The following is a 23425-nucleotide window of genomic DNA, read 5'->3' on the forward strand; positions in this document are numbered from 1 at the left end:
TCTATCGAATCCTCCACCGTCAAGCGCGCGCCGGCGGGTCTCCCGCGAATCCGCGTCTTCGTGGCGAGGAATCCGACCGGAGCGGCGCGCGCCGGCGGCTTCCGTCCTGGCGCGGCCGGGGGCTCCTCGATCGATCGCCGCACAGGCACGCTTCCATCGGACGAGCGATGTTCCGTCGGACGCGGCGCCGGAGGGCGCGTCAGCCTGCGCTGCTGGCCGCGGGCGGGCTCGACCCGAAGATGGCGACGGTGGCGCCGGCGAGGATGATCGCGGCGCCGGCGATCTCCGTGGTCGTGGGGATGGCGCCGAGCCACAGGGCGCCGATCAGGATCCCGCCCAGCGTCTCGCCGGGGGACACGAGCGCGATGATCGACGGGGACATGCGGCGCGCGGCGGCCTGCACCGCGGTGTGGCCGACGAGGGTGGGGACGAGCGCGAGCGCGACGATGGCGACGGCGGCGTGGGCCGGCGGCGGGGCGACGCCCTCGAGCGCGCCGGGCGCGGCGGGGAGCGCCGCCGCGAGGAAGACGGCGGCGCTCGCGTAGACGAGCGCCGCGTAGCTCCGCGCCGGCAGGGCGTCGCGGAGCGCCCGGGCGAAGGACACGTAGAGGCCGTAGAGGACGGTGGCGCCGACGACCATGAGGTCGCCCGAGAGCCGGTGCTCGCCGGCGCCGGCCGCGCTCGCGATGACGAGCGCGCCGGCGGTGGCGAGGAGCACGCCGGCCTGCTCGGCGCGCGTGGGGCGGACGCGGAAGAACGCCCACGCGCAGAGCACGACGGCGAGCGGCTCGAGGGAGATGAGCGAGAGCGCCGCGGCGATGGAGGTGCGGTCGAGGCCCCAGAGGAAGAGCGCGAAGTGGAGGGCGAGCAGCAGGCCCGCGCCGAGGACGGCGGCGCGCTGGCGCAGCGAGAGGCCGGCCGCCGAGCGGGCGATCGCGCGCAGGTCGAGCAGGGAGAGCGCGACCGCGGCGAGGACGACCCGGCCGAAGGCGACGAAGAGCGGGTGGACCGGGCGCGCGTACCGGGCGAGGGGGCCGCTCGCGGCGAAGGCGAGGCTGGCCAGGACGACGAAGAGGGCGGCGCTCCGGGCCGTGACGCGCTGCTTGGCCGCCATGCGATGCTGCTAGGTCAGCCGGCCGGGAAAGACAACCAGCGAGGCGCGCCCCGCCGGCGGGGTCAGTTGGGCGGGGGCGGAGGGGGCGCGATGAGGACGAGGTTGAGCCCGCCCGGGTACTGGTAGCTCGTGTACGAGCCGTAGCCGATCACCTGGATGCCGACGGGGGCCGAGGCGGTCAGCACGTGAGCGCCGTCGTTGCCCGGGCCGAGCGGGATGCGCGCGACGCCGAAGCCGGAGCCGTTGCCGATCGGGGTCGGCTCGACGTCGACGGCGTCGTCGTCGAGCATGATCGTGGCGTCGAGGGGCTGGATCACGTCGACGTAGCTCTCGTCGTAATCGCTGGGCGCGAGGAAGACGTACTTGGTGCGGTACTGCTCCACCGCGGTGGCGTGGCTCTGCGACGGGTCGCCCTTCTGGTCGGGGGGGGCGGTGTCGCGGTCGACGATCTCGGCGCCCAGCATGAACGTGCTGACCGCGAACTCGTGATCTCCCACGACCTCGAAATCCCGCTTCACCACGCTGAGGTCGACGACCTGGCCGGCGTCGATCGAGGTCGGCGCGCCGTCCGGCCGGCCGGACGGGTAGGTCAGCGCCGTGCCGTCGACGTTGCCGTAGAGGCGCACGACGTGACCGAAGACCTCGCCGCCGGGCGAGGTCGGGACGGCGACGAAGTAACGCTTGCCCAGGGTCTCGGCCGGGAACACCGACTCCTCGATGTGGTCGCAGGCCTTGTAGCCGATCGGCGACTGCACGCACGACATGCCGGTCAGCACCTGGACGGGGCGCGTGGCGGTGACGAGGCTGCCGCTGAGATCGCTGCTCGGGGTCCCGAGGATCTCGACGACATCGCCCGCGTCGAGGTCGACGGTGAAGCTGCCTCCGCCGGGCGTCGCAGGGATGTCGTCGCCGGCGATCACCGAGGCGCCCTGGGCGAGGCTCACCGTGACGCTGGTGCCGTCCTGGATGCCGGTGATGACCGCGTAGCCGCCCATCGACGCGCTCCTCCAGCCCTGCTGGCCGGTGATGCGGTAGTTGCCGGTCATCGCGGTGCTCGGCAGGAGCAGCGAGGCGTCGTTGGTGAAGGAGAAGCAGCCGTAGGGGGCCCCGCTGGAAGGGCACATTCGGAGGCCGGGACAGGAGGACCAGTTCTTCCCGTCCGGGCCCCCGGCGCCCTTGTACTCGAGCGCGTTGAATTGATAGACCGTGACCGGCCGGGTCGAGACGAGGTGGTAAGCGCCGCCGTCCACGCGAACGGAGCTGCTGAGCGATTCGCCCGAGGCGCACACGCCGGCGTCGGGCCCCTTCAGCTCGGGGACCCAGGGGAGGTAGACCTTGGCCAGGCTGTTGGGCTGGACCTCGGCGTGCGCCACCGAGGCGCCGTCGCGCGTCACCTCGACCTCGGCCACCTCGTCGCCCGCGTTGGCGACGACGACCGCGTAGTCGAAGATCGACCACACGATGTTCGCGGTGACCGTGGGCCAGAAGTCGCACCCGATATAGGATTTGTTCGCGGCGGCCTCCGCGCACGTCTTCGGGTCGCCCATGAGCTCGGGGCCTGGGTCGCTGCCGCCGGTGCCGGTGCCGATGTCGTCGCCGGTGCTGGTGGAGCCGGCGTTTCCGTTGGTGCTCGTGTTCGTGTTCGTGGAGGATCCGCCGTCGCCCGAGCCGCCGCCGGAGGTGTTTCCAGGCCGAGGGGGGCCCGCGGACGAGCCGCTGGCGGAGCATGCGGCCGCGGAGCCGGCCGCCACCAACAGTCCTAGGCCGAGAAACAGAGTGTGCTTCGAGTACTGCATGGGCCCTCCCGTCAACGGACTTCGAGCACAGGGGCCTGTGCGACAGCCCGGGTGGAATGCAAATTCCAGTGGATCGATGAAGTAAATGGTCGAGCGCTTTCGCACCCCTGGACACGTTGGTGTCCATCGATCCCGGCTACGCTTTTTTGTGCCGCGGCGCAAGCACGCTGGGCCTCTGTGTCGCGATCGCTATCGCGGAACACCGAGGAAATCCTGGAGCAACCACCGATAAGAAGCAAAGGTCACAGACGGGACAGATCGTACGATATCGCTTCGCCCGTTCCTGGTTGCGCCTGCCGTAGGCCCCCGGGGAGGGAGCTCGTCGCGCGGGGTGCGGGCGGGCTGGTGTCTGAGCCCCAATGACGTCCTGTGTCTGTCGTGCGCAGCACGACGGGCACAGGACGTCCCAGGCGAGTTCAGCCCGCCCGCGCCCCGCGCGACGAGCTCCCTCCCCGGGGGCCGGGCGTCTCGGAAGCCCCCTGACGCCCCTGGCCGACGCGCTACGACCGCGCCGTGAGCAGCGGGCGCAGGAACTGCCCCGTGTACGACGCAGGCACCTTCGCGACGTCCTCCGGCGTCCCCTCGGCGATGACCCGGCCGCCGCCGGCCCCGCCCTCGGGCCCGAGATCGATCACCCAGTCGGCGCACTTGATGACGTCGAGGCTGTGCTCGATGACCACCACCGTGTTCCCCGCCTCGACGAGCCGGTGGAGCACGCCGAGGAGCTTGCGGATGTCCTCGAAATGCAGCCCCGTCGTGGGCTCGTCGAGCACGTAGAGCGTGCGCCCCGTCTGGCTCTTGCCGAGCTCGCGGCTCAGCTTCACGCGCTGCGCCTCGCCGCCGCTCATCGTCGGCGCGCTCTGGCCGATCTTCATGTACCCGAGGCCCACCTCGACCAGCGTGTCGAGCACCCGCCGCAGCGCCACGTGGTGCTCGAAGAGCCGCACGCAGTCCTCGATGCTGGTGTCCAGGATGTCGGCGACGCTCTTGCCCTTGTACCGCACCGCCAGCGTCTGCGCGCTGTACCGCTTGCCGGCGCACACCTCGCAGGGGACGTAGACGTCGGCGAGGAAGTGCATCTCCACCTTCACCACGCCGTCGCCGCTGCACGCCTCGCAGCGCCCGCCCTTCACGTTGAAGCTGAACCGCCCGGGGCCGTAGCCGCGCGCGCGCGACTCCGGCAGCTCGGCGAAGATCTCGCGGATCTGGTCGAACGCCTTCGTGTACGTCCCGGGGTTCGAGCGCGGCGTGCGGCCGATCGGCTTCTGGTCGATCGCGATCACCTTGTCGAGCGCCTTGAGCCCCTTGATCGCGCGGTGGGCCCCGACCGGCTCGGTGCTGTTGTGGAGCGCCCGGCCGAGCGCCGGCAGGAGGATGCCGTTCACCAGCGAGCTCTTGCCCGCGCCGCTCACCCCGGTCACCGCGAGCAGCACCCCGAGCGGGAACCGGACATCGATGTTCTTCAGGTTGTGCTCGGAAGCGCCCAGGACCTCGAGCCACCCGCGCGGCGCGCGCCGCGCCTCGGGCAGCTCGATGCGCGCGCGCCCCGCCAGGTACGCGCCCGTCAGGCTCTCCGGGTCGCGCGCGATCTCCTCGGGCGTCCCCGCGGCCATCACCCGCCCGCCGAGGTGCCCCGCACCCGGGCCGAAATCCACGACGTAATCGGCGGCCCGGATCGTCTCCTCGTCGTGCTCCACCACCAGCACCGTGTTGCCCAGATCCCGGAGGCGCCGCAGCGTCTCGATGAGGCGCTGGTTGTCCCGCTGGTGCAGGCCGATGCTCGGCTCGTCGAGCACGTACATCACCCCCGACAGCTCGCTCCCGAGCTGGCTCGCCAGCCGGATGCGCTGCGCCTCGCCGCCGCTCAGCGTCGGCCCCGAGCGATCGAGCGTCAGGTAGTCGAGGCCCACGTTCAGGAGGAAGCTCAGCCGGCTCGTGATCTCCCGCCGCACGCCCTCGGTGATCTTCTGCCGGTTGCCCGGGAGCTCCAGCCGGGCGAAATGGTCGAATGCGTCCTTCACCGTCATGCCGGTGACGTCGGCGATGCTCTTGTCCGCGACGCGCACCGCGAGCGACTCCGGGCGCATCCGCTTGGAGCCGCAGGCGTCGCACGGACGCTCGCTCATGAACTTGCGGTAGGCGTCCCGCGCCGACTCGGACGACGACTGCTGGAACCTGCGCATCAGGCTCGGGATCACGCCCTCGAACTTCATGCCCCAGGTGCCGTGGGTCTCGGTCCCCTCCTTCCCCCACGTCACCGCGATGCGCTTGCCCGAGAGGCCATAGAGCACCGTCTCCTGCTTCTTCGCGCCGAGCTTGCGCCAGGGCACGTCGAGGTCGACGGAGCACGCCTTGGCCACGGCGTCGATGATGCGGAACGTCCAGCCCTCGCCGCGCGCCATCGCCGACGCCCAGGGGGCGATCGCGCCCTCCCGGATCGACAGCGAAGGGTCCGGGATCACGAGGGCCGGGTCGATCTCCAGGCGGGTGCCGAGGCCGTTGCAGGCGCCGCACATGCCGAGCGGGCTGTTGAACGAGAAGCTCTGCGGCGAGAGCTCGGGGAAGCTCTGGCCGCAGCAGGAGCGCGCGGCGCTGAACAGCAGCGGGGCGTCCGGGCGCCGCCGCCGCGCGGCCAGCCCGTCGTCGGCCTGGACCTCGACCCGGAGCTCGCCGCGCCCCTCCTGGAGCGCGAGCTCGACCCCCTCGGTGATGCGCTGGCGCTCCTCCGCCCGCACGGCCAGCCGGTCGACCACGAGCGCGATGGTGTGCTTGAGCTTCTTGTCGAGCCGCGGCACCTCGTCGAGCCGGTGCTGCGCCCCGTCGATCTCGACGCGCACGAAGCCGCGGCCGCGGAGCTCCTCGAACAGGTCCTTGAACTCCCCCTTCCGGTGCGTCACGAGCGGCGCGAGCAGCACGAACTTCGTGCCCTCCGGCATCGCGAGGAGCTCGTCGACGATCTGCTCCGAGCTCTGCGCCTTCACCGGCTTGCCGCAGAGGTGACAGTGCTGCTCGCCGGCGCGCGCATAGAGGACGCGCAGGTAATCGTAGACCTCGGTGATCGTGCCGACCGTGGAGCGCGGGTTGCTCGACGCGCTCTTCTGCTCGATGGCAATCGTCGGCGACAGGCCGCGCAGGTGCTCGACCTGCGGGCGATCGAGCTGACCCAGGAACTGGCGGGCATACGAGCTCAGCGTCTCGACGTAACGCCGCTGCCCCTCGGCGTAGAGGGTGTCGAACGCCAGGCTCGATTTGCCCGAGCCGCTCACCCCCGTGAACACCACGAGCTTGCGCTTCGGCACCTCCAGCCGGTCGATGCGGAGGTTGTGCTCCCGCGAGCCGAGCACCTCGATGAAATCCGGCTCGCGCGCGGCGTCGAGGAGCTTGAGCGCCGGCCGCGGCTCGACCTGCGCGAGCCCCGGCGCGGGCGGTTCGGCGCGCGGCGCGGCCTTTGCGCCGCCGTTGCCGGACCTGGCCAGCGCCCCGCCGCGGGGGGTGGATGCGATGGTCTGCGGCTGTGTGGATCCGTTCGTTCGCGCGGACATTGGATTGCCCACCGCCATTAACACGGTGACGCGCTGTCCGGCACTCGATGTTCTATGGAAAAACAGGCAAGGAACGCGCAATGCGCGCTGCGCCACATGTCAGGGGGGCGCGCAGCTCAGCGCCTGGCCGGGCCGCCTGGAGCGGCGCGCCAGCGCACGACAACGCAGGTGACGTTATCGGGGCCGCCGTTCTCATTGGCGCGCTTGACGAGCCGCATGGTGATCTCGGCGAGGTCGGCGCGCTCCCCCAAAATACTTGCGATATCTTGCGCCGGCACCACGCCCGACAGGCCGTCCGAGCAGAGCAGCAGGACGTCGCCGCTCTCGACGGCGTCGATGCGCGTCTCCACCTCGACCGCCTCGTCGGTGCCGAGCGCGCGGGTGATCACGTGCTGGAGCGGGAACGAGCTGGCCTGCTCGGGGAGGAGGTGGCCGAGCCGGATGCACTCGTTGACCAGCGAGTGGTCGCGGGTGAGCTGCTCGAGGCGGTGATCGCGGAGGCGGTAGACGCGGCTGTCGCCGACGTGGGCGATGGCGATGAAGCCGTCGCGCGCGAGCGCGGCGGCGAAGGTGGTGCCCATGCCGCGCTTCTCCCGGTCGCGCCGCGCCGCGGAGAAGATGCGGCCGTTCGCGAGCTGGATGCCCGCGACGAGCAGCGGGAGCCCCTGATCGACGTAGCGCGCCTCGGAGCCCCGCGTCGTGGGCGGCCCCACGCTGACCGCGACAGGCCAGGTGGAGTCCGGGTCGTCGAAGAAATCGCGCACGGTGTCGATCGCCATCCGCGAGGCGACCTCCCCGGCGGCGCGCCCCCCCATGCCGTCGGCCACGAGGAACAGCCCCCGCGACTCGAGGATCGCGAAGCTGTCCTCGTTCGTGTCCCGGACCATGCCAGGATGGGTGATCCCGGCGGCTTCAAAAACGAGGTGACGCTGCACGGCGCTCCCCTCCGGCGCGCTCGCAGGCGCGCCTTGCCGAACTGCCGAACGACGGGCGCGCATCCTCCGTCATCCGCGCCCTTCCGGCGCCTGGATCGAACCGATCGCGCGACACAGAACGCATCGTCTGCTCATGTGGCTGCCCGCTTCACTGCTTCGAGCGAGCCTACGCGGCAAGGATCGGTCGCGTCCACCAGATCGGGCCTCGGGCGGCGCCCGCCCTCGGCTGTCCGCGCGGGGGTCGGCGGCGCCTCGCGCGGCGCGCGCGTCGGCGTTCCGTTTCCAACGTCTGGCGCTGCCGCGGGGCGGGCAGGGCCGCGCCGAGCCGGCGGGCGGCCGGGCCGAGCGGCGGGCGCGTCACGGGACCGCGAGCCGCTCGGCGCCGCCGCCGGAGCACGCGCTGAGCGCGAAGCCGAACCGGTCCTCGGAGCCCTCCTGCATGATGCGCTCGAGGTTGCGGCAGGTGTGGCGGAAGACGCCCTGGAGGGCGTAGCGATCCTTGCTGTCGACGACGACCACGACGCCGGTGAGCGTGACCTCGAGGCGGTAGGTGACGGGGTCGCCTTCGATGGTGTACCGCGTGGTCGTGAACTCGGACGGCTCGCGCTTCTTGTACGCTTGCCAGATGCACTCGCGCGCCGCGCCGTTGTAGCCGTTGGCGTGCTTGACGACCTCGGTGCCGCACTGCTTGAGGGGCGGCGTCGCCGGCCCGCTCGGCGCCTTTTCGGGCGCGGAGGAGCAGGAGGCGGCGAGCAGGGAGAGCGCGAGGGCGGCGAGCAGTCGGCCTGGCGAGCGGGGCATGGCGACTTCTTACCTAACGCGATCCGCGAAAAAGGGATTCTTTTTTTCGGACGGACCGGCCGGACCCGCGGCGCGGGGCGGCGTCGCCGGCGGTCCGCGGGGCGGCCTTCTTTCGGGCGGGCTTGGCGGGCTTGGCGGGCTGCGGCTCGAGCGCGGCGGAGAGGGCGCCGAGGTCCTGGAGGCTGGCCACGAGCGCGCGCAGGTAGTGCGCGGAGAGGCGCTCGGCGGCGCAGAGCGCCCGGGCGGCGAGCACCTGGGCGTTGTAGGGGCCGGCGTCCTCGGGCACGTTGTCGGCGGCGCGGGCGACGGCGAGCGTCGCGCGGGCGCTCACCAGCGACTCGTGGAACAGCGCCGTGGAGAGGGCGTTGCTGAGCGCCTGGGCTTGCCGCTTCACCCGGCGCTCGACGACATCGCCGTCGCACGGGAGCTCGGCGAGATCGCGCGCGAGCGGCTCGGGCAGGCGCACGTCGCGCGCGGCGATCTCGCCGCGGAGGCGCGCGAGCGAGGGCACGGCGGTCGTCTGCCGCTCGGCGGCGAGCGCGCGGAGGCGGCGGCGCGCGGCCCTGGCGACGGCGGGGAGGTCGCCGAGCGAGAGCGCCGCGGCGAGCGAGCCGTCGTCGGGGATGCCGGCGTCGGCGAGGGCGCGGAGCTGGGCCTCGGCGTCGGCGCGGGCGCGGTGGAAGGCAGCCTCGAAGGCGGTGAGCCGCGCCGAGGCGCGGGCGTCGAGGCGCGCGCGGGCGGCGCCGTCGAGGGCGCGGGCGCGCTCGAGGAGCGCCTCGATGAAGCGGTAGCCGGCTGGATCGAAGCGGGGGGCGCCGGCGGCGCGGAGGGCGGCGAGGCGCGCGGCGGCGGGGGCGGGAGGCCCGGGTTGGGGGGCGGCGGCCGACCCGGGTTGAGCCGCCGCGGCCGACCGGGGTTGAGCCGCCGCGGCCGACCCGGGTTGTGGCACCGCGGCCGACCCAGGTTGTGGCACCGCGGCGGACCGGGGTTGAGCCGCCGCGGCCGACCCAGGTTGAGCCGCCGCGGCCGACCCGGGTTGAGCCGCTGCGGCCGACCCAGGTTGAGCCGCCGCGGCCGACCCGGGTTGAGCCGCTGCGGCCGACCGGGGTTGCGGTGGACGCGGATGCGGTTGGCGGCGCCCCGACCGAGGTTGAGGCTCACACCCGTCGACCGACCGGGGTTGGGATTGAAGACGCCGCTGGCGGTCCTCGGACTCCACCACCGCCGGAGAAAAATCCGACGTGGACGCCATCAGGGCGCGCTCCGCCGTGGAATGGGCGAGATCTCCACGCGACGGTTCTTCGCCCGGTTCTCGCTGGTATCGTTGGGCGCCACCGGGTGCCGCTCGCCGAAGCCGGCCGCGAACAGCGCCGTCTCGGGAACGCCCGCCGTAGCGAGCGCGCGCGTCACCGTGAGCGCGCGCTGCGCCGAGAGCTCCCAGTTGTCGGCATAGCCGCGGGACGAGCTCGTGAGAGGCCGGTCGTCCGTGAAGCCGCTCACCATGATCAGCTCGTCATGATGCTCGAGGTACGCCTTCAGCGGAGCGGCCAGAGCGCGGAGCAGCGCGATCCCCTCCGGCTGAAGCTCGGCCGAGTTCAGCTCGAACAGGATGCTCCCGCGGATCCCGATGCGCCCCTCCGTCAGCGTGATCCTCCCCTCGGCGAGCGGTCCGGCCAGCGCGCGCTCGAGCGCCTCCAGGCGCGCGCGCTCCGCTGCGCGGGTGGCGCGCTCGGCGGCGAGATCGCGGGTCAGGTCGACCTGGAAGGAGATCGCCCACACGAAAAAGAGCACGAACAGACCGAAGAGGCAGGCCATGAGGTCGCCGAAGACCGGCCACACCGCGGCCTGCTCGGGCGCCTCGTCCTCGGCCGGCATCAGGGACACGGCCGAGCCCTCCTCACGACGGGCGCCGCCGATACCGGCCGCGCGCCCTCGCGGCGCTCCATGAAGAAGCAGACGACCTCGGGGCGCGAGGTGCCGGGCGCCGACGGAGGCGAGGAGCGGCGCATCAGCTCGTCCTGCTCCTCAGCGCCCGCAGCTCCGAGAAGAGCTCGCGCTGAAATTGCAGCGAGTGATCGAAGACCTCGCGGGTCTGGTCGAGGTAGGCGCCGAGGAGGTCCGTCGCCTCCCCGTGCTCACGGCGCTCGATCGCGTCCTCGATCGCGCCGAGGCTGTTCAGCCATCGATCGCTGGCGTCGCGGTAACGGTCGACCGCGACGGTGAACATCTCGGCCACCGCCGTCATCTCGGCGCCGCCGGCGCGCACGAGCTCCGATGCCTCGCGCACCACCGCCGCGGTCGCCTCGAGGCTCTCGCCGAGCCCGCGGGCGTGGGCGCTGAGCCGCTCGGCCAGCCCATCGGCCGCCTCCCGCCGCGCCCCCTCCAGCCGCTCCTCGAACGACAAGAGCCGCGCCGCCTGCTCCTCCAGCAGCGCACGCGCCGCCTCCCCCAGCGCCGCCACCCGCGCCTCCGCCCGCTCCTCCCGCTCCGCCGCGCTCCGCTCCGCCGCCTCCGCCAGCGCAGCCACCCGCCCCGCCTGCTCCCGCGCGCTGCCCGCCATCGCCGCCGTCGCCTCCGACAGCTTCTCCAGCAGCGCGTCCAGCCGCACGTCCCGCGCCGCGTCCGCCTCCGCCCGCGCCGACAGCCGCTCCGACGCCTCCGCGATCAGCCGCGCCGCAGCCTCCGGCGCCGCCTGCGCCGCTCGCGCAGCCTCCGTCAGCGGGCCCGACAGCGCCTCCCCCAGCGCCGTCAGGTGCGCCGCCCGCGCCGCGTCCTGCTCCGCCTGCCGCGCCGCCGCCTCCGCCGCGCGCGCCGCCTGCTCCCGCTCCAGCCGCTCGATCGCCTCCCCCACCACCCCGGCCAGCCGCTCCGCCTGGCCTTCCAGCCGCGCCGACGACTCCGTCTCGAGCTCGCGCCGGCGCACCGCGGCCTCCCGGTCGAGCCGCTCCAGGCGCTTCGCCGCGCCCTCCTCCATCCGCTCCAGCCGCGACGCGACCCCCTCCTCCAGCTGCCCCAGCCGCGACGCGACCCCCTCCTCCATCCGCTCCAGCCGCTCGCCGAGCCCGCGGGCATGGGCGCTGAGCCGCTCGGCCAGCCCATCGGCCGCCTCCCGCCGCGCCCCCTCCAGCCGCTCCTCGAACGACAAGAGCCGCGCCGCCTGCTCCTCCAGCAGCGCACGCGCCGCCTCCCCCAGCGCCGCCACCCGCGCCTCCGCCCGCTCCTCCCGCTCCGCCGCGCTCCGCTCCGCCGCCTCTGCCAGCGCAGCCACCCGCCCCGCCTGCTCCCGCGCGCTGCCCGCCATCGCCGCCGTCGCCTCCGACAGCTTCTCCAGCAGCGCGTCCAGCCGCACGTCCCGCGCCGCGTCCGCCTCCGCCCGCGCCGACAGCCGCTCCGACGCCTCCGCGATCAGCCGCGCCGCAGCCTCCGGCGCCGCCTGCGCCGCTCGCGCCGCCTCCGTCAGCGGGCCCGACAGCGCCTCCCCCAGCGCCGTCAGGTGCGCCGCCCGCGCCGCGTCCTGCTCCGCCTGCCGCGCCGCCGCCTCCGCCGCGCGCGCCGCCTGCTCCCGCTCCAGCCGCTCGATCGCCTCCCCCACCACCCCGGCCAGCCGCTCCGCCTGGCCTTCCAGCCGCGCCGACGACTCCGTCTCGAGCTCGCGCCGGCGCACCGCGGCCTCCCGGTCGAGCCGCTCCAGGCGCTTCGCCGCGCCCTCCTCCATCCGCTCCAGCCGCGACGCGACCCCCTCCTCCAGCTGCCCCAGCCGCGACGCGACCCCCTCCTCCATCCGCTCCAGCCGCTCGCCGAGCCCGCGGGCATGGGCGCTGAGCCGCTCGGCCAGCCCATCGGCCGCCTCCCGCCGCGCCCCCTCCAGCCGCTCCTCGAACGACAAGAGCCGCGCCGCCTGCTCCTCCAGCAGCGCACGCGCCGCCTCCCCCAGCGCCGCCACCCGCGCCTCCGCCCGCTCCTCCCGCTCCGCCGCGCTCCGCTCCGCCGCCTCCGCCAGCGCAGCCACCCGCCCCGCCTGCTCCCGCGCGCTGCCCGCCATCGCCGCCGTCGCCTCCGACAGCTTCTCCAGCAGCGCGTCCAGCCGCACGTCCCGCGCCGCGTCCGCCTCCGCCCGCGCCGACAGCCGCTCCGACGCCTCCGCGATCAGCCGCGCCGCAGCCTCCGGCGCCGCCTGCGCCGCTCGCGCTGCCTCCGTCAGCGGGCCCGACAGCGCCTCCCCCAGCGCCGTCAGGTGCGCCGCCCGCGCCGCGTCCTGCTCCGCCTGCCGCGCCGCCGCCTCCGCCGCGCGCGCCGCCTGCTCCCGCTCCAGCCGCTCTATCGCCTCCCCCACCACCCCGGCCAGCCGCTCCGCCTGACCTTCCAGCCGCGCCGACGACGCGGCGTCCGCCTCCCGCCGCGCGCGCGACTCCTCGTCGAGGCGCCGCTCGACCGCCTGCAGCGCGCCGCCCGCGGCCGCGCCGGCGCGCTCCACCGCCTCGGCCAGGAGGGGCTTCACCACGCCGGCCGCCACGTCGGCGGTCTGCCGGAGGCCCGCCGCGATGTCGCCGCGGATCTCGGCCGCGGCCGCCGCGAACGAGGCGGCCGCCTGGCGCGCGCCCTCGACCTGCACGGCCACGAGCCGCTCCTCGAGGCGCTCGAGCCGGGAGGTCGCCTCGCGCAGCGACGCCGCCGCGGCGGGGAGCGCCTCGCCCTGCCGCGCGAGCGCCTCCAGCGCCGCGAGCTGCCGCCCCGCCACCGTCAGCGCCGCGAGCGGGCCCGCCGCGTAGGCGTGGAGCGCGGCCGCGGCCCCCGCCTCGGCGCGGCGCACGAGCACCGCGGCGAGCCCCAGCATCGCCGACGCCGACACGCCCGCCGCCGAGGTGCCGAACGCGCGCGACAGGCCCTGCATCGGCGCGGCCAGGCTCTCCCGGAGCGCGTCGACGTCGGCGCTCAGCGTCAGCGCCTCGCGCGCCCCCCGCAGCGTCTCGAACAGGCCGAGGAACGTGCCGAGCAGCCCGATCATCACGAGCAGCCCGACGAGGTACGACGCGAACGTCGCGCCGGCCGGAGGCAGCGCCGCGCCGGCGATCCGCGCCTCGAGCAGCGCGCGCAGCGGCGCGCTGCTCTGCTCGATCGAGGCGCGCGTCGCCGGCCGCGGCAGCGCGGCGAGCTCGCGCTCGATCCGGGCGGCCCGCCCCGCGCGCGCGAACAGCTCGAGCGTGCCGAACGCCAGCCCGAGCGCGATCAGCTGCACGAGGCGGTACGCGAGCGGGTCCGTCGCGCGGTAGACGACCGCCGCCCGCGCCACCAAAGCGAGGCCGATGCCTCCGGTGAGGAGGACCAGGAGCCGCGTCGTCCACTGCCGCGCCGTCGCGAGCCGCATCGTGAAGCCCCTCGCGGGCTACGCCGGCGCGCCCGCCGCCGCAGCCCCGTCGACCAGCGAAAGGAGCCGGCCCGCCTCGTGCGCAAGCACCGCCTGGACCACGAGCTCCATCCGCTGGAGCTCCCGCCAGAGCCACTCGTCCTGCGCGAACCAGGCCGCGACGTGCTCGACGTCGACGGCCTCCGGCAGCGTGCCGACAGCGGCGCGCAGGCCCCGCGCGAAGGCGCGCGCCAGCCCGGGGACGAGCTCCGCGAGGGCGCGCTCGCGCCGCTTCTGGGTGGCGGAGGCGATCGCGGCGTCGAGCCGCTCGAGCCGCGCCGCGTCCGGGCCGAGCGCCCGCAGCGACGGCGCGAGCTCCTCGCGCAGCGAGCGCGTCTCGAGCCGGATGCGGCCGAGGAGGCGGCCCGCGAGCTCGCCGAACGGCTCCCAGAGCTGGCCGGCCGCGGACGCGAGCGGGCGCCCGCCGCGCTCGCGGGCGGCGCGCGCGGCCAGCACCCCGGTCTGCTCCAGCGTCGCGAGCACGGCCGCCGCGTCGGGCAGCTTGTTCCGCCGGTGGAACGGGGTGGCGAACACGTGGTCGAGCGCCGCCGCGAGCTCGCCGAGGCGATCCGCGGCGAGCGCGCGGACCTCGGCCCGCGCGCCGGAAGCCGCCGCGGGCGGCGGGGCGGCGGGCCGGTCGAGGAGCGCGAGCTCGCGCGCGAGCGCGACGCTCCCGTGCAGATCCATGAGCCCGGCGAGGACCGCCGCCGGATCGGAGAGCTCGGCGAGCGGCGCGCGCGTCCCGTCCGCCAGCGCCGAGGCGGCGGCTGCGAGGGGACGCGAGATCAAAGGCCCGGGCCGCGAGGACCCGGCTCCGGGGTGAAGCATTCGCACGGCCGCGCGTTGTTAGCCGTCGCGGCGCGGAGCCGCAAGCCTGTCCGTCGCGCCGCGCCCCGCGCCTGCGCGCCCCGCGCCCGCCGTCCCTCGCGCCCGCCGCGCCTGTCTCCCTCGCGCCTTGCGCCGCTCACCTGTTGGTCGGCGCCTGCCCGTTCGTGGCCCACAGCGCGAAGGAGAGCTGGTCGGCGCCCTTCGCGACAGCTGCCTTGATGAGGTCCGCGCCGCCGTGGCCGGCGTTCCGCTCGATGCGCAGCAGGACCGGGCCGCCCGCGCTCGCCGCCTGGAGCGCGGCGGCGAACTTGCGCGCGTGCATCGGATCGACCCGGTCGTCGCTGTCGGCCGACATCAGGAGGACGGCCGGATACCTCGTCCCCGGCTTGACGTGGTGATACGGGGAGTAGGCGTAGAGCGCCTTGAACTGCGCTGGATCGTCGGCCGACCCATACTCGCTGATCCACGTCTTGCCGGAGCCGAACAGGTGGTATCGCACCATGTCGAGCAAGGGGACGCCGCAGAGGACGGCCCCGAACAGCTCCGGCCGCTGGGTGAGCGCGGCGCCGACGAGCAGGCCGCCGTTCGAGCCGCCCTGGATGGCGAGCCGCTCGGGGCGCGTGTACCCCTCGCGGACCAGGTGCTCTGCCGCGGCGATGAAGTCGTCGAAGACGTTCTGCTTCTTGAGCAGCATCCCGTCCCGGTGCCACGCCTCGCCGTACTCGCCGCCCCCCCGCAGGTTGGCCAGCGCGTACACCCCGCCCCGCTCGAGCCACGGGTAGATCGAGGCGGTGAACGCCGGGGTCTGCGACATCTGGAACCCGCCATAGCCGTAGAGCAGCGCGCGAGAGCTCCCATCCTTCTTCATGTCCTTGCGGCGGACGATGAACATCGAGATCTTCGTGCCGTCCTTGGACGGGAAGAAGGTCTGCTCGACGGTGAACGGCGACGGGTCGACCGGCACCTCGATGCGCGTGTAGAGCTCGGTCCGGCCCGTCTTGATCGAGGTCGCGTGGATCGCCTGGGGTGAGGTGAAGGACTCGAACGAGAAATACGCCTCGTCCTCGTCGGGCAGCCCGGACGGGCCGCCCACGGTGCCGATGCCGGGCAGCGGGACCTCGCGGACGAGCTTGCCGTCGAGCGTGCGCACCTCGACCCGGCTCGAGGCGTCCTTGAGGTAGCTCAGCGCGAGGTGCCCACCCAGGATGGAGACGCTGTCCAGGATGGCGTCGGGGCGCTCCGGGACGATCTCCTTCCACGCGGCGCGCTCGGGCCTGTCCGGGTCGACCTCGAAGAGGCGGTAATGCGGCGCGCCCTCGTCGGTGTGGACGTAGAACCGATCCTTGTAGACCTCGACGCTGTAGTGCGCGTCGCGCCCCACGGCGAGCGGCTTGTCCACGGCCTGACCGCCCGGCCTGCGGAGATCGCGAAAGTAGACGTCGGTCGAGGTCCACCCGTGGGCGACGGTGAGCACCAGGAAGCGGCCGTCCTTGGACACGAGCGCGCCGAGGAAGGTCTTCGGATCGCCCGTCCTGCCGCGCACCACGCGATCCTGCTTCGGATCCTGGCCGAGCCGGTGGAACCGCACCTCCGCGTAGCCGGGCCGATCGGCGACCGGGATCGACGGGTCGGTCGGGAGCCAGACGTAGTAGAAGCCGTCGCCGGAGGGCGTCCACGACGCGTACGCGTATTTGCCCCCTTCGATGACGTCCACCTCGGAGCGCTTGCCGGACGCGACATCCATCACATGGAGGGTCGCTTCATCCGAGTTGTTCTTCTGGACCTTGTAGGCGACGTTCTTGCCGTCCCACGACACCTCCCACCCGCCGAGCGACACGCTGCCGTCGTCAGACCAGCTGTTCGGGTCGAGCAGCGGGCGCTCCTCGCCGCTCTTTCCCTCCTTCCAGTAGACGATCGACTTCTCTTTCGTCGCGTGCCTCCGGCTCAGGAAATACCGCCCCTTGCGGTGGCGCGGCGCGGACACCGCATCGATGTAGAAGAGCTGCTTGAGCCTCGACGCGATCGCGTCCCGCTCGGGGAGCCGCGCGAGCTCGGCGCGGGTGAACGCGTCCTGAGCCTGCATCCACTCCTTCACTTCCGGCGCGCCGCCGTCCTCGAGCCAGCGGTACGGGTCGGTGATCTCGACTCCCTGGACGGCGTCTTTCACCGGAACGGCGCGGGTGGTCGGGTACGCGGGGCGGTGAGGATCGGCGGGCGTCGGCGCGGCGCTGGCCGCTGCGGGGGGCGGAGAGGAGCTTGCGATCATGGTGGGACCCGTTCGATGTGCCTTGGCACCTCCGCAGGCGCCAGCGAGGAGCGCCGTGAGGAGCAGGCAGGGAGAGGCCTTCATGGGACGGCGAGCATACCGTGCCCCAGGCGACGGGGGCAGGCGAGTTCGCCGCGCGCGCTCGAGGATCGAGCGCTCCTCGCGCGACGGCCGCGACGGCCGCGACGGCCGCGACGGCCCCCGGCGAGCGCCGCCTCGCGCCGCCGGCAGGTCATCCGGCGAACCGGATCTCCGATGGACTCGCTTCAAGCACGCTTCTCGTTCTGTCCCGACATGCGGTCCGTCGCAGGGCTGGATGCTGCGGCAATCGCACGCCGACGCGCGCCGACGCGCGCCGACGGCCCGCGCGTCCACGACGAGAGACCGCGGCCCGGGCGCGCCCGCGCTGGCGTCGGGCGGCGCGCCGATCGGGAAAGGCCATCGGATTGCGATGCCGGAGGCCCCCGTCATCGTATAGGAAAGGGAGCCCATGGCGACGTCCCTCCCCCTGCGGCGTGCGGCCGCGCTGCCGGCGCTCCTCGGCCTCGGCCTGCTCCATTCCACCGCGTCGGCGCAGGAGGCGGCGCCCGGGGGCGCGGAGAGCCCGCCGCCCGCGAGGGACGCCGGCACCGCCGCCGCGGCCGCGCCGCCGCCGGGGAATGCGGTCCCCGACCCCGGCGGCGCGGATCGGCAACCCGACACGGCCCCGCGGCTTGCCGAGGATGCGCCCATCGTGGACCCGCTGTTCGCGCCCACAAAGGCGGTGCGGCGCAGCGGGTTCGCCGCCGGGATCGCGGGGGGCCTCACGCTCGGCAGCGCCGCCGGATTCCCCAACGATGTTCAGAAGATAGGATACGAACGCTACTACACCGAGACCGGCGTCGGCATCGGCGGCGGCGGTTATGTCTGGCTCGGCGGGGTGCTCGCGGACTGGCTCACGTTCGGCCTCGCGTTCGGTGGGCACGGCCTGAGCGCCGCGGATCATGGCGCCCTGGCGGGCGGGGTCATGTTCCACACCGAGGTATTCCCGCTCTTCTCGCTCGGGGAGCGCTGGCGAGAGGTGGGTGTCATCGTCGATGCCGGCACCGGCGTGGCCTACACGACGCCGGACGGCAGCGACGCCGACGTCATCGACGGCGCGCTCCCCGCCCGCATCGGCGGCGGCGTGTTCTACGAGGGGATCCGGCTCTGGAAGGTGTCGATGGGCCCGTGGCTCTACGCCGATTACACCTGGAGCACGTCCGTCCGCCAGCCAGGGTTCTACCTGGGCTGGCGCACTGCCCTCTACACCGGGCCCTGACCCGCTCGGGCCCTGATCTCGTGGTCTACGCCTGCAGCTCCGGCGCCCGCCGCCGCACCAGCGCCTCCCACCTGGGCGGCGCCAGCGTGAGCCGGATCCCGCGCCGGATGAGCTGCATCGCCGCGAAAGACAGCGCCCCCACCAGGATCTTCCGCCCGATCTCGCGCGGCACGCTCGGCTTCCCGCGCGCCGCCACCCAGTCCGGGTGCTGCCACGAGCGCACGAGCGCGCGGACGCGCTCGCCCCGCAGCCGCTCGTCGCGCGCCCGCGCCCCCCGGACCAGCGCGATCACCGCCGCCCCGCCCAGGATCGCGAGCACCAGCCCTCCGGCCGCCACCCCGGGGCCGTGCCGGCGCACCTGGGTCTTCACGTCGAGGAGCGCGTGGCGCCGCCGATCGATCGCCTCGATCGTGTGCAGCAGCCGGTCGCGCAGCTCGTCCGCCTTCCGCTCGAACTCCTCCCGCTGACCGTTCAACCCCTTCATACGACGCGCTCCCGCACCAGCCGCACGTCCGACCCGAGGCGGCCGCGCGTCCGCTCGAGCGGCCTCCTCGGCGCGCGCCCGTAGCCGACGACGCCCACCACGACCGCGAGCGCGATGAGCCCGAGCCCGATCAGCAGCGCCGGAAGCGGCCCCGGCGAGATCGCCAGCGCGATCGCGACGAGCACCAGCGCCACCCCGAGCAGCGCCGCGGCCGCCGCCGCGCCGAGCGCGACGCCCGACGTCTTCGCCCGCGAGATCTCCTGGTTGATCTCGTCGCGCGCCAGCGCGACCTCGACCTCTATCAGCTCCCTGGCCTCGGCGATCGCCTCCTTCACGAGATCGGCCGTCGAGCTCTCGGGCCTGGGATCCACCTGCCTCATGGGACACCTCTCCGCCTCACAGGATGAACGCGCTCGGGAGCGGAGCAGGCAGCCGCCAGCGCACGGTTCGCCGCGGAGCCCCCGCCTCCGACCGCGCCACGCGGTGCATACGGCACGCCAGCCCCATCCTCGCGCAGGCGCGCGCGCGCTGCGCGGCCGCCGGCCCGCGTCCGCCCGGCGCGGCGGGCGATCAGGGCAGGACGCCGGAGACGACGCGCTCGTGGCCGCCGTAGTCGAGGTGCCTCGCGACGTCGACGAACCCCGCCGCCGCGAAGAGCTCGGCGACCTCGCCCGCCTTGCCCGCCTCGACCTCCACCGCCAGCACCCCGCCGCCGGCGAGCCGCGCCGGCGCGGCCGCGACGATGGGGCGCGTGAAGGCGAGCCCGTCCGCGCCCCCCGCGAGCGCGAGGTGCGGCTCGTAGCCGCGGATGTCGATCTGCAGCGCGGCCACGTCCTGGTCCGGGATGTACGGCGGGTTCGCGGTGATCAGGTCGAAGCGGAGGCCGGACGGCACGCCGGCGAAGAGATCCGAGCGCAAAAACCCCGCGTTGACGGCGCCGAGGCGGAGGGCGTTCTCGCGGGCGACGGCGAGCGCGCCGTCCGAGATGTCGATGCCGAGGACGCGGCTGGTGGGCCGCTCGCAGGCGAGGCTCACCGCGACGCAGCCGGAGCCGGTGCACAGATCGAGCACGCGCGCGGAGAGCGCGAGGCGCCTCGTCCGGGCGAGGCCGACCTCGACGAGGATCTCGGTGTCGGGGCGCGGGATGAGCACGCGCGGATCGACGCGGAACGGGCGGCCGTAGAACTCCCGCACACCGAGCAGGTAGGCGACCGGCTCGCCGGCGCGGCGGCGCTGGTGCAGCTCCCGGTAGGCGGCGAGCTCGGCCCTGTCGAGCGGCCGCTCGGCGTCGATGAGCAGCCCGACGCGGTCGATGCCCAGCACCTTGCCGAGCAGGAGCTCGGCGTCGAGGCGCGCCGAGGACGCGCCGCGCTTCCTCAGATCGCCCGAGGCCCACGTGATCACGCGGCGGATCGTCCAGGGCTCGTTCTGCGGCTCGACGTCGGGCTTTGTCACGGCAGCGGGGCGGCGACGGCGTCGCGGACGGCGGCGGAGACGACGGCCTCGACCTCGGCGCGGATCGCGTCGCGATCGGCGACCGAACGGGCCTCGAAGCGCAGCACGAGGATCGGACCGGTGTTCGAAGCGCGGCAGAGGCCCCAGGCCCCGCCGCCGAAATCGATGCGCGCGCCGTCGATGTCCACGACCGGACGGACGCGGCGGAAGTGCTCGGTCACGCGGCGCACGACCTCGAACTTCACGGCGTCGGGGCAGTCGACCCGGATCTCGGGGGTGGCGAAGGTCTCCGGCACGTCCGCGAGCAGCTCGCCGAGCGGCCGCTGCGCCCGGGCCACGATCTCGAGCAGGCGGACCGACGCGTAGACCGCGTCGTCGAACCCGAACCACCGGTCGGCGAAGAACATGTGCCCGCTCATCTCGCCCGCGAGCAGGGCGCCCTCCTCTTTCATCTTGGTCTTGATGAGCGAATGGCCCGTCTTCCAGAGGATGGGGCGCCCGCCGCGCGCGGCAACGTCCGCGTAGAGCGTCTCGGAGCACTTCACCTCCCCGAGCACGGCCGAGCCGGGGCGCTCCGCGAGGAGCGACCGCGCGAACAGGAGCAGCAGCTTGTCCCCCCAGATCACCTCGCCGCGCTCGTCGACGACGCCGATGCGGTCGCCGTCGCCGTCCCACGCGATGCCCAGCGCGGCGCCGGTCGAGAGCACGCGGGCGCGGAGCGCCTCGAGGTTCTCGGGCACGGTCGGGTCCGGGTGGTGGTTCGGGAACCGGCCGTCGATGTCGCAGAAGAGCGCGTCCGGCGAGAAGCCGAGCGCGTTGAGCGTGCGGACGCCGAGCGGGCCGGCCGCGCCGTTGCCGGCGTCGACCACGAAGCGCACGTCGGTGCGCGACAGGCGGGCCGCGGCGCGCACCGCCTCGATGTAGTCGGCCGCGAGGTCGACCTCGGTGAGCGCGCCCCTCGCCGCCGCCGCCGCCGGCGCGCCCGCGGCGCCCTCCTCGATGAGATCGGCGAGCGCCTGGATCTGCTTGCCGAAGAACGACGCCTTGCCGCGCATGAGCTTGAACCCGTTGTCCGGCGCCGGGTTGTGGCTCGCGGTGATCATGATCGCGCCGTCGGCGTGGAGGTGGTGCGCGGCGAAGTAGAGCAGCGGCGTCGGCCCGACGCCGGCCGAGGTCACGTCGGCGCCGCCCGCGAGCAGGCCCTCCGTCAGCGCGGAGAACAGCCGGCCGCTCGAGAGGCGGCCGTCCCGGCAGACCGCGACCCGCGGGCGGGCGCCGCCGGACGGCGCCCCGGCGGCGAGCTCGCGGCGGAGCAGCAGGGCGAAGGCGGCGCCGAGCTCACGGGCGAGCTCGCTCGAGAGGTCGCGCTCGGCGTCGCCGCGGATGTCGTACTCGCGGAAGATGGTTCGGGGGACCTTCATAGACCACGCGGAGGAACGCTCGGCGACGCGCTGCAGCGGGGGCCGGCGCGGAGGATGCTCTGACACGGCGCGATCGTGGGTGAAACGAAAAACGCTCGCCGCGGCGCGGGCCTCCGGCTCGCCGGCCCACCAGATTGCGTTCCTGGCCGCCGGCCGGGTAAGTTGGGCCCCGTGGAGCCCAGCACCGCATCATGACGCGCGTACAGAGAACCGGTCTCGCTGCCATGCTGGCCCTCTCCGCCTGCCTCGCCTGCAGCGAGGTCGCGCGGGCGGCGGAGCCGTCGCCCGCCGCCCTGCCGATCACGGTCGTCGCCATCCGGACCGACGACGCGTACGACCAGGCGGGCGCGCTGACCCAGGCGCTCCGCTCCGCGATCAAGGAAGCCCGGGGGTGGTCGGTCGGCGAGGGGGATTTCTCGCTCGAGGTCCTGACGCTCTCGCTGCAGTGCCCCGATGTGCCCGACGAGGGCTGCCAGACGCGCATCGCCGACCACATCAGGAGCGACCGCTACCTCTGGGGCGTGCTCCGCAAGAGCGACACCAACGTGGAGGGCTCGCTGAACCTCTGGACCCGCGGCAAGCCGACCTCGAGCGTCCCGGTGAAGTACAGCGCGAACCTCACCGAGGCCAACGACGAGCCGCTCCGGAAGATCGCGGCGGACGCGATCGCGTCGCTGACCGGCGGACCGCCGATGGGGTCGCTCCGCGTGAGGACGGGCGCCGCGCAGGCGAGCGTGCTCATCGACGGAAAGCCGGCCGGCAACGTGCAGAACGGCGAGGGGACCTTCCCGGTCACGGCCGGGCCGCACCGGGTGCGCGTGAAATCGGCCGGGTTCCTCGACTCCGAGGCGTCGGTCGTGGTCGTGCCCGTGAACACGACCGACCTCGCGCTCAGCCAGATGCCCGCCGAGCCGTCGCAGTCCAACTGGAAGCGGATCGGCGGGTTCATCGGCCTCGGCGCGGGGGCGGCGTTCGGGACCGTCGCCGTCATCAGCTCCGTCCAGGTCGCCAGCATCCAGAGCGACCCGCAGTACAAGGCCTACCGGGCGCTGTTCACCACCGAGGTCGACGACGTGTGCGCGCCCGAGCAGCGCGAGGCCGTCCGGGGCGACATCACCGCCGACGCGAGGACGGCCGACGCGGGCATCCGGCTCTGCGAGAAGACGGACACGTTCATGGGGCTCCAGTACGTCTTCTACCCGCTGGCCGTGGTCTCCGCGGGCCTCGGCGCCTACCTGCTCGTGACGAGCGACAGCCGGAGCGGGGAGCGCACCGGCTGGACCGTGCAGCCCAGCGTCGGCCTCGGCGCGGGCGGCCTCGACGTGACCTACCGCTGGTGAGCCGCGCCGCGCGTTCCGCGCGCCGGGAGCCCGGGGAGGGGCGACGATCATGCGGGTGATCGCCGGCCGGCTCGGCGGGCGGAGGCTCGCCGCGCCGCGCGGCGAGGGCACGCGGCCGACGGCGGACCGCGTGCGCGAGGCGCTCTTCTCCTCGCTCGGCGACGTCACCGGCGCGCTCGTCTGCGACCTCTACGCCGGCACCGGCGCGCTCGGCATCGAGGCGCTCTCGCGCGGCGCCCGGCGCGCGGTCTTCGTCGAGAGCGGCCGGCCCGCGCTCGCCACGCTCCGCGAGAACCTCGCCGCGCTCGACCTCGCGGACGCGGCGCGCGTCGTCCCGCTCCCGGTCGAGCGCGCGCTGGACCTGCTCGCCGACGAGGGCCCCTTCGATCTCGCGCTGCTCGATCCGCCGTACGCCGCCCTGACCAAGGCCGCCGCCGCGGCCGCGCGCCTCGCCGGGCCGCTCGGGTTGCTCGCCCCGGCCGGGCGCCTCGTCCTCGAGCACGCGCGCCGCGATCCTTCCCCGGAGATCGCCGGGCTCACCTGCGCCGCGGTCCGCACCTACGGTGACACCGCGGTGTCGTTCTACGCGCGCTGAACGGCCGTCCGCGTGGAGCCAACATGTTCATCCGGGGCGCATCCAGTTTCCTGGCGCGCTTCCCTGGCCACCCTTGTAGACTCGCCCCCGCCGGGCGCGCCCGCGTCTCGGCTCCGGCGCACAGGGCCCGCCGACGCGGCCGGC

At 74.3% G+C, this 23425-nt stretch carries 17 protein-coding genes; 3 read left to right on the forward strand and 14 right to left on the reverse strand.

Annotation, left to right across the window (positions count from 1 at the left end; all coding sequences use genetic code 11):
* Positions 1-199: 199 nt before the first annotated feature.
* The 10 genes from WME98_RS17710 to WME98_RS17755 form a co-directional block, all read right to left on the reverse strand.
* Positions 200-1114: a DMT family transporter gene (locus WME98_RS17710; RefSeq protein ID WP_437952361.1), complete on the reverse strand. Its 915-nt coding sequence runs from the start codon at positions 1112-1114 to the stop codon at positions 200-202.
* Between the two features lie 62 nt (positions 1115-1176).
* Positions 1177-2865: an IgGFc-binding protein gene (locus WME98_RS17715; protein ID WP_437952362.1), complete on the reverse strand. Its 1689-nt coding sequence runs from the start codon at positions 2863-2865 to the stop codon at positions 1177-1179.
* Positions 2866-3410: 545 nt separating this feature from the next.
* A complete protein-coding gene (gene uvrA, locus WME98_RS17720; protein WP_437952363.1) occupies positions 3411-6452 on the reverse strand; it encodes an excinuclease ABC subunit UvrA in 3042 nt (1013 codons plus the stop codon).
* A 116-nt stretch (positions 6453-6568) separates the two neighbouring features.
* The gene (locus WME98_RS17725; RefSeq protein ID WP_061628207.1) at positions 6569-7387 is read right to left on the reverse strand and encodes a Stp1/IreP family PP2C-type Ser/Thr phosphatase; all 819 of its coding nucleotides are present in this window, start codon (positions 7385-7387) and stop codon (positions 6569-6571) included.
* Between the two features lie 357 nt (positions 7388-7744).
* Positions 7745-8188: a hypothetical protein gene (locus WME98_RS17730; RefSeq protein ID WP_437334326.1), complete on the reverse strand. Its 444-nt coding sequence runs from the start codon at positions 8186-8188 to the stop codon at positions 7745-7747.
* Between the two features lie 13 nt (positions 8189-8201).
* Positions 8202-9137 carry a DUF2894 domain-containing protein gene (locus WME98_RS17735; RefSeq protein WP_437952364.1) on the reverse strand — a complete coding sequence of 312 codons (936 nt, stop codon included), beginning with the start codon at positions 9135-9137 and terminating at the stop codon, positions 8202-8204.
* 302 nt (positions 9138-9439) lie between these two features.
* Entirely contained in the window at positions 9440-10063 is a 624-nt protein-coding gene (locus tag WME98_RS17740; RefSeq protein ID WP_437953997.1) for an OmpA family protein, read from the reverse strand.
* A 133-nt stretch (positions 10064-10196) separates the two neighbouring features.
* The gene (locus tag WME98_RS17745; protein WP_437952365.1) at positions 10197-13553 is read right to left on the reverse strand and encodes a hypothetical protein; all 3357 of its coding nucleotides are present in this window, start codon (positions 13551-13553) and stop codon (positions 10197-10199) included.
* Positions 13554-13571: 18 nt separating this feature from the next.
* Positions 13572-14381, reverse strand: a complete 810-nt coding sequence (locus WME98_RS17750) for a hypothetical protein (protein ID WP_437952366.1) — start codon at positions 14379-14381, stop codon at positions 13572-13574.
* A gap of 175 nt (positions 14382-14556) precedes the next feature.
* The gene (locus WME98_RS17755; protein ID WP_437952367.1) at positions 14557-16686 is read right to left on the reverse strand and encodes a prolyl oligopeptidase family serine peptidase; all 2130 of its coding nucleotides are present in this window, start codon (positions 16684-16686) and stop codon (positions 14557-14559) included.
* Positions 16687-17176: 490 nt separating this feature from the next.
* Here WME98_RS17755 and WME98_RS17760 point away from each other — a divergent pair, with 490 nt between their 5' ends.
* On the forward strand, positions 17177-17986 hold the full coding sequence (locus tag WME98_RS17760) for a hypothetical protein (RefSeq protein WP_437952368.1): 810 nt from the start codon (positions 17177-17179) through the stop codon (positions 17984-17986).
* Positions 17987-18011: 25 nt separating this feature from the next.
* Here the strand turns inward: WME98_RS17760 and WME98_RS17765 are convergent, their stop codons facing one another.
* The 4 genes from WME98_RS17765 to WME98_RS17780 form a co-directional block, all read right to left on the reverse strand.
* On the reverse strand, positions 18012-18470 hold the full coding sequence (locus WME98_RS17765) for a hypothetical protein (RefSeq protein WP_437952369.1): 459 nt from the start codon (positions 18468-18470) through the stop codon (positions 18012-18014).
* On the reverse strand, positions 18467-18850 hold the full coding sequence (locus WME98_RS17770) for a phage holin family protein (protein WP_129580045.1): 384 nt from the start codon (positions 18848-18850) through the stop codon (positions 18467-18469). The genes WME98_RS17765 and WME98_RS17770 overlap by 4 nt, the downstream gene beginning before the upstream one ends.
* Before the next feature lie 190 nt (positions 18851-19040).
* On the reverse strand, positions 19041-19925 hold the full coding sequence (gene prmC, locus WME98_RS17775; protein ID WP_061624382.1) for a peptide chain release factor N(5)-glutamine methyltransferase: 885 nt from the start codon (positions 19923-19925) through the stop codon (positions 19041-19043).
* The gene (locus WME98_RS17780) at positions 19922-21346 is read right to left on the reverse strand and encodes a phosphomannomutase/phosphoglucomutase (protein WP_437952370.1); all 1425 of its coding nucleotides are present in this window, start codon (positions 21344-21346) and stop codon (positions 19922-19924) included. The genes prmC and WME98_RS17780 overlap by 4 nt, the downstream gene beginning before the upstream one ends.
* Before the next feature lie 224 nt (positions 21347-21570).
* Between WME98_RS17780 and WME98_RS17785 the strand changes: the two genes are divergently transcribed.
* The gene (locus tag WME98_RS17785; RefSeq protein ID WP_437952371.1) at positions 21571-22686 is read left to right on the forward strand and encodes a PEGA domain-containing protein; all 1116 of its coding nucleotides are present in this window, start codon (positions 21571-21573) and stop codon (positions 22684-22686) included.
* Positions 22687-22735: 49 nt separating this feature from the next.
* The gene (rsmD, locus tag WME98_RS17790) at positions 22736-23281 is read left to right on the forward strand and encodes a 16S rRNA (guanine(966)-N(2))-methyltransferase RsmD (RefSeq protein WP_063823737.1); all 546 of its coding nucleotides are present in this window, start codon (positions 22736-22738) and stop codon (positions 23279-23281) included.
* Positions 23282-23425: the final 144 nt, after the last annotated feature.

This window comes from Sorangium sp. So ce296, from assembly GCF_051529605.1.
GTDB lineage: Bacteria > Myxococcota_A > Polyangia > Polyangiales > Polyangiaceae > Sorangium > Sorangium cellulosum_D.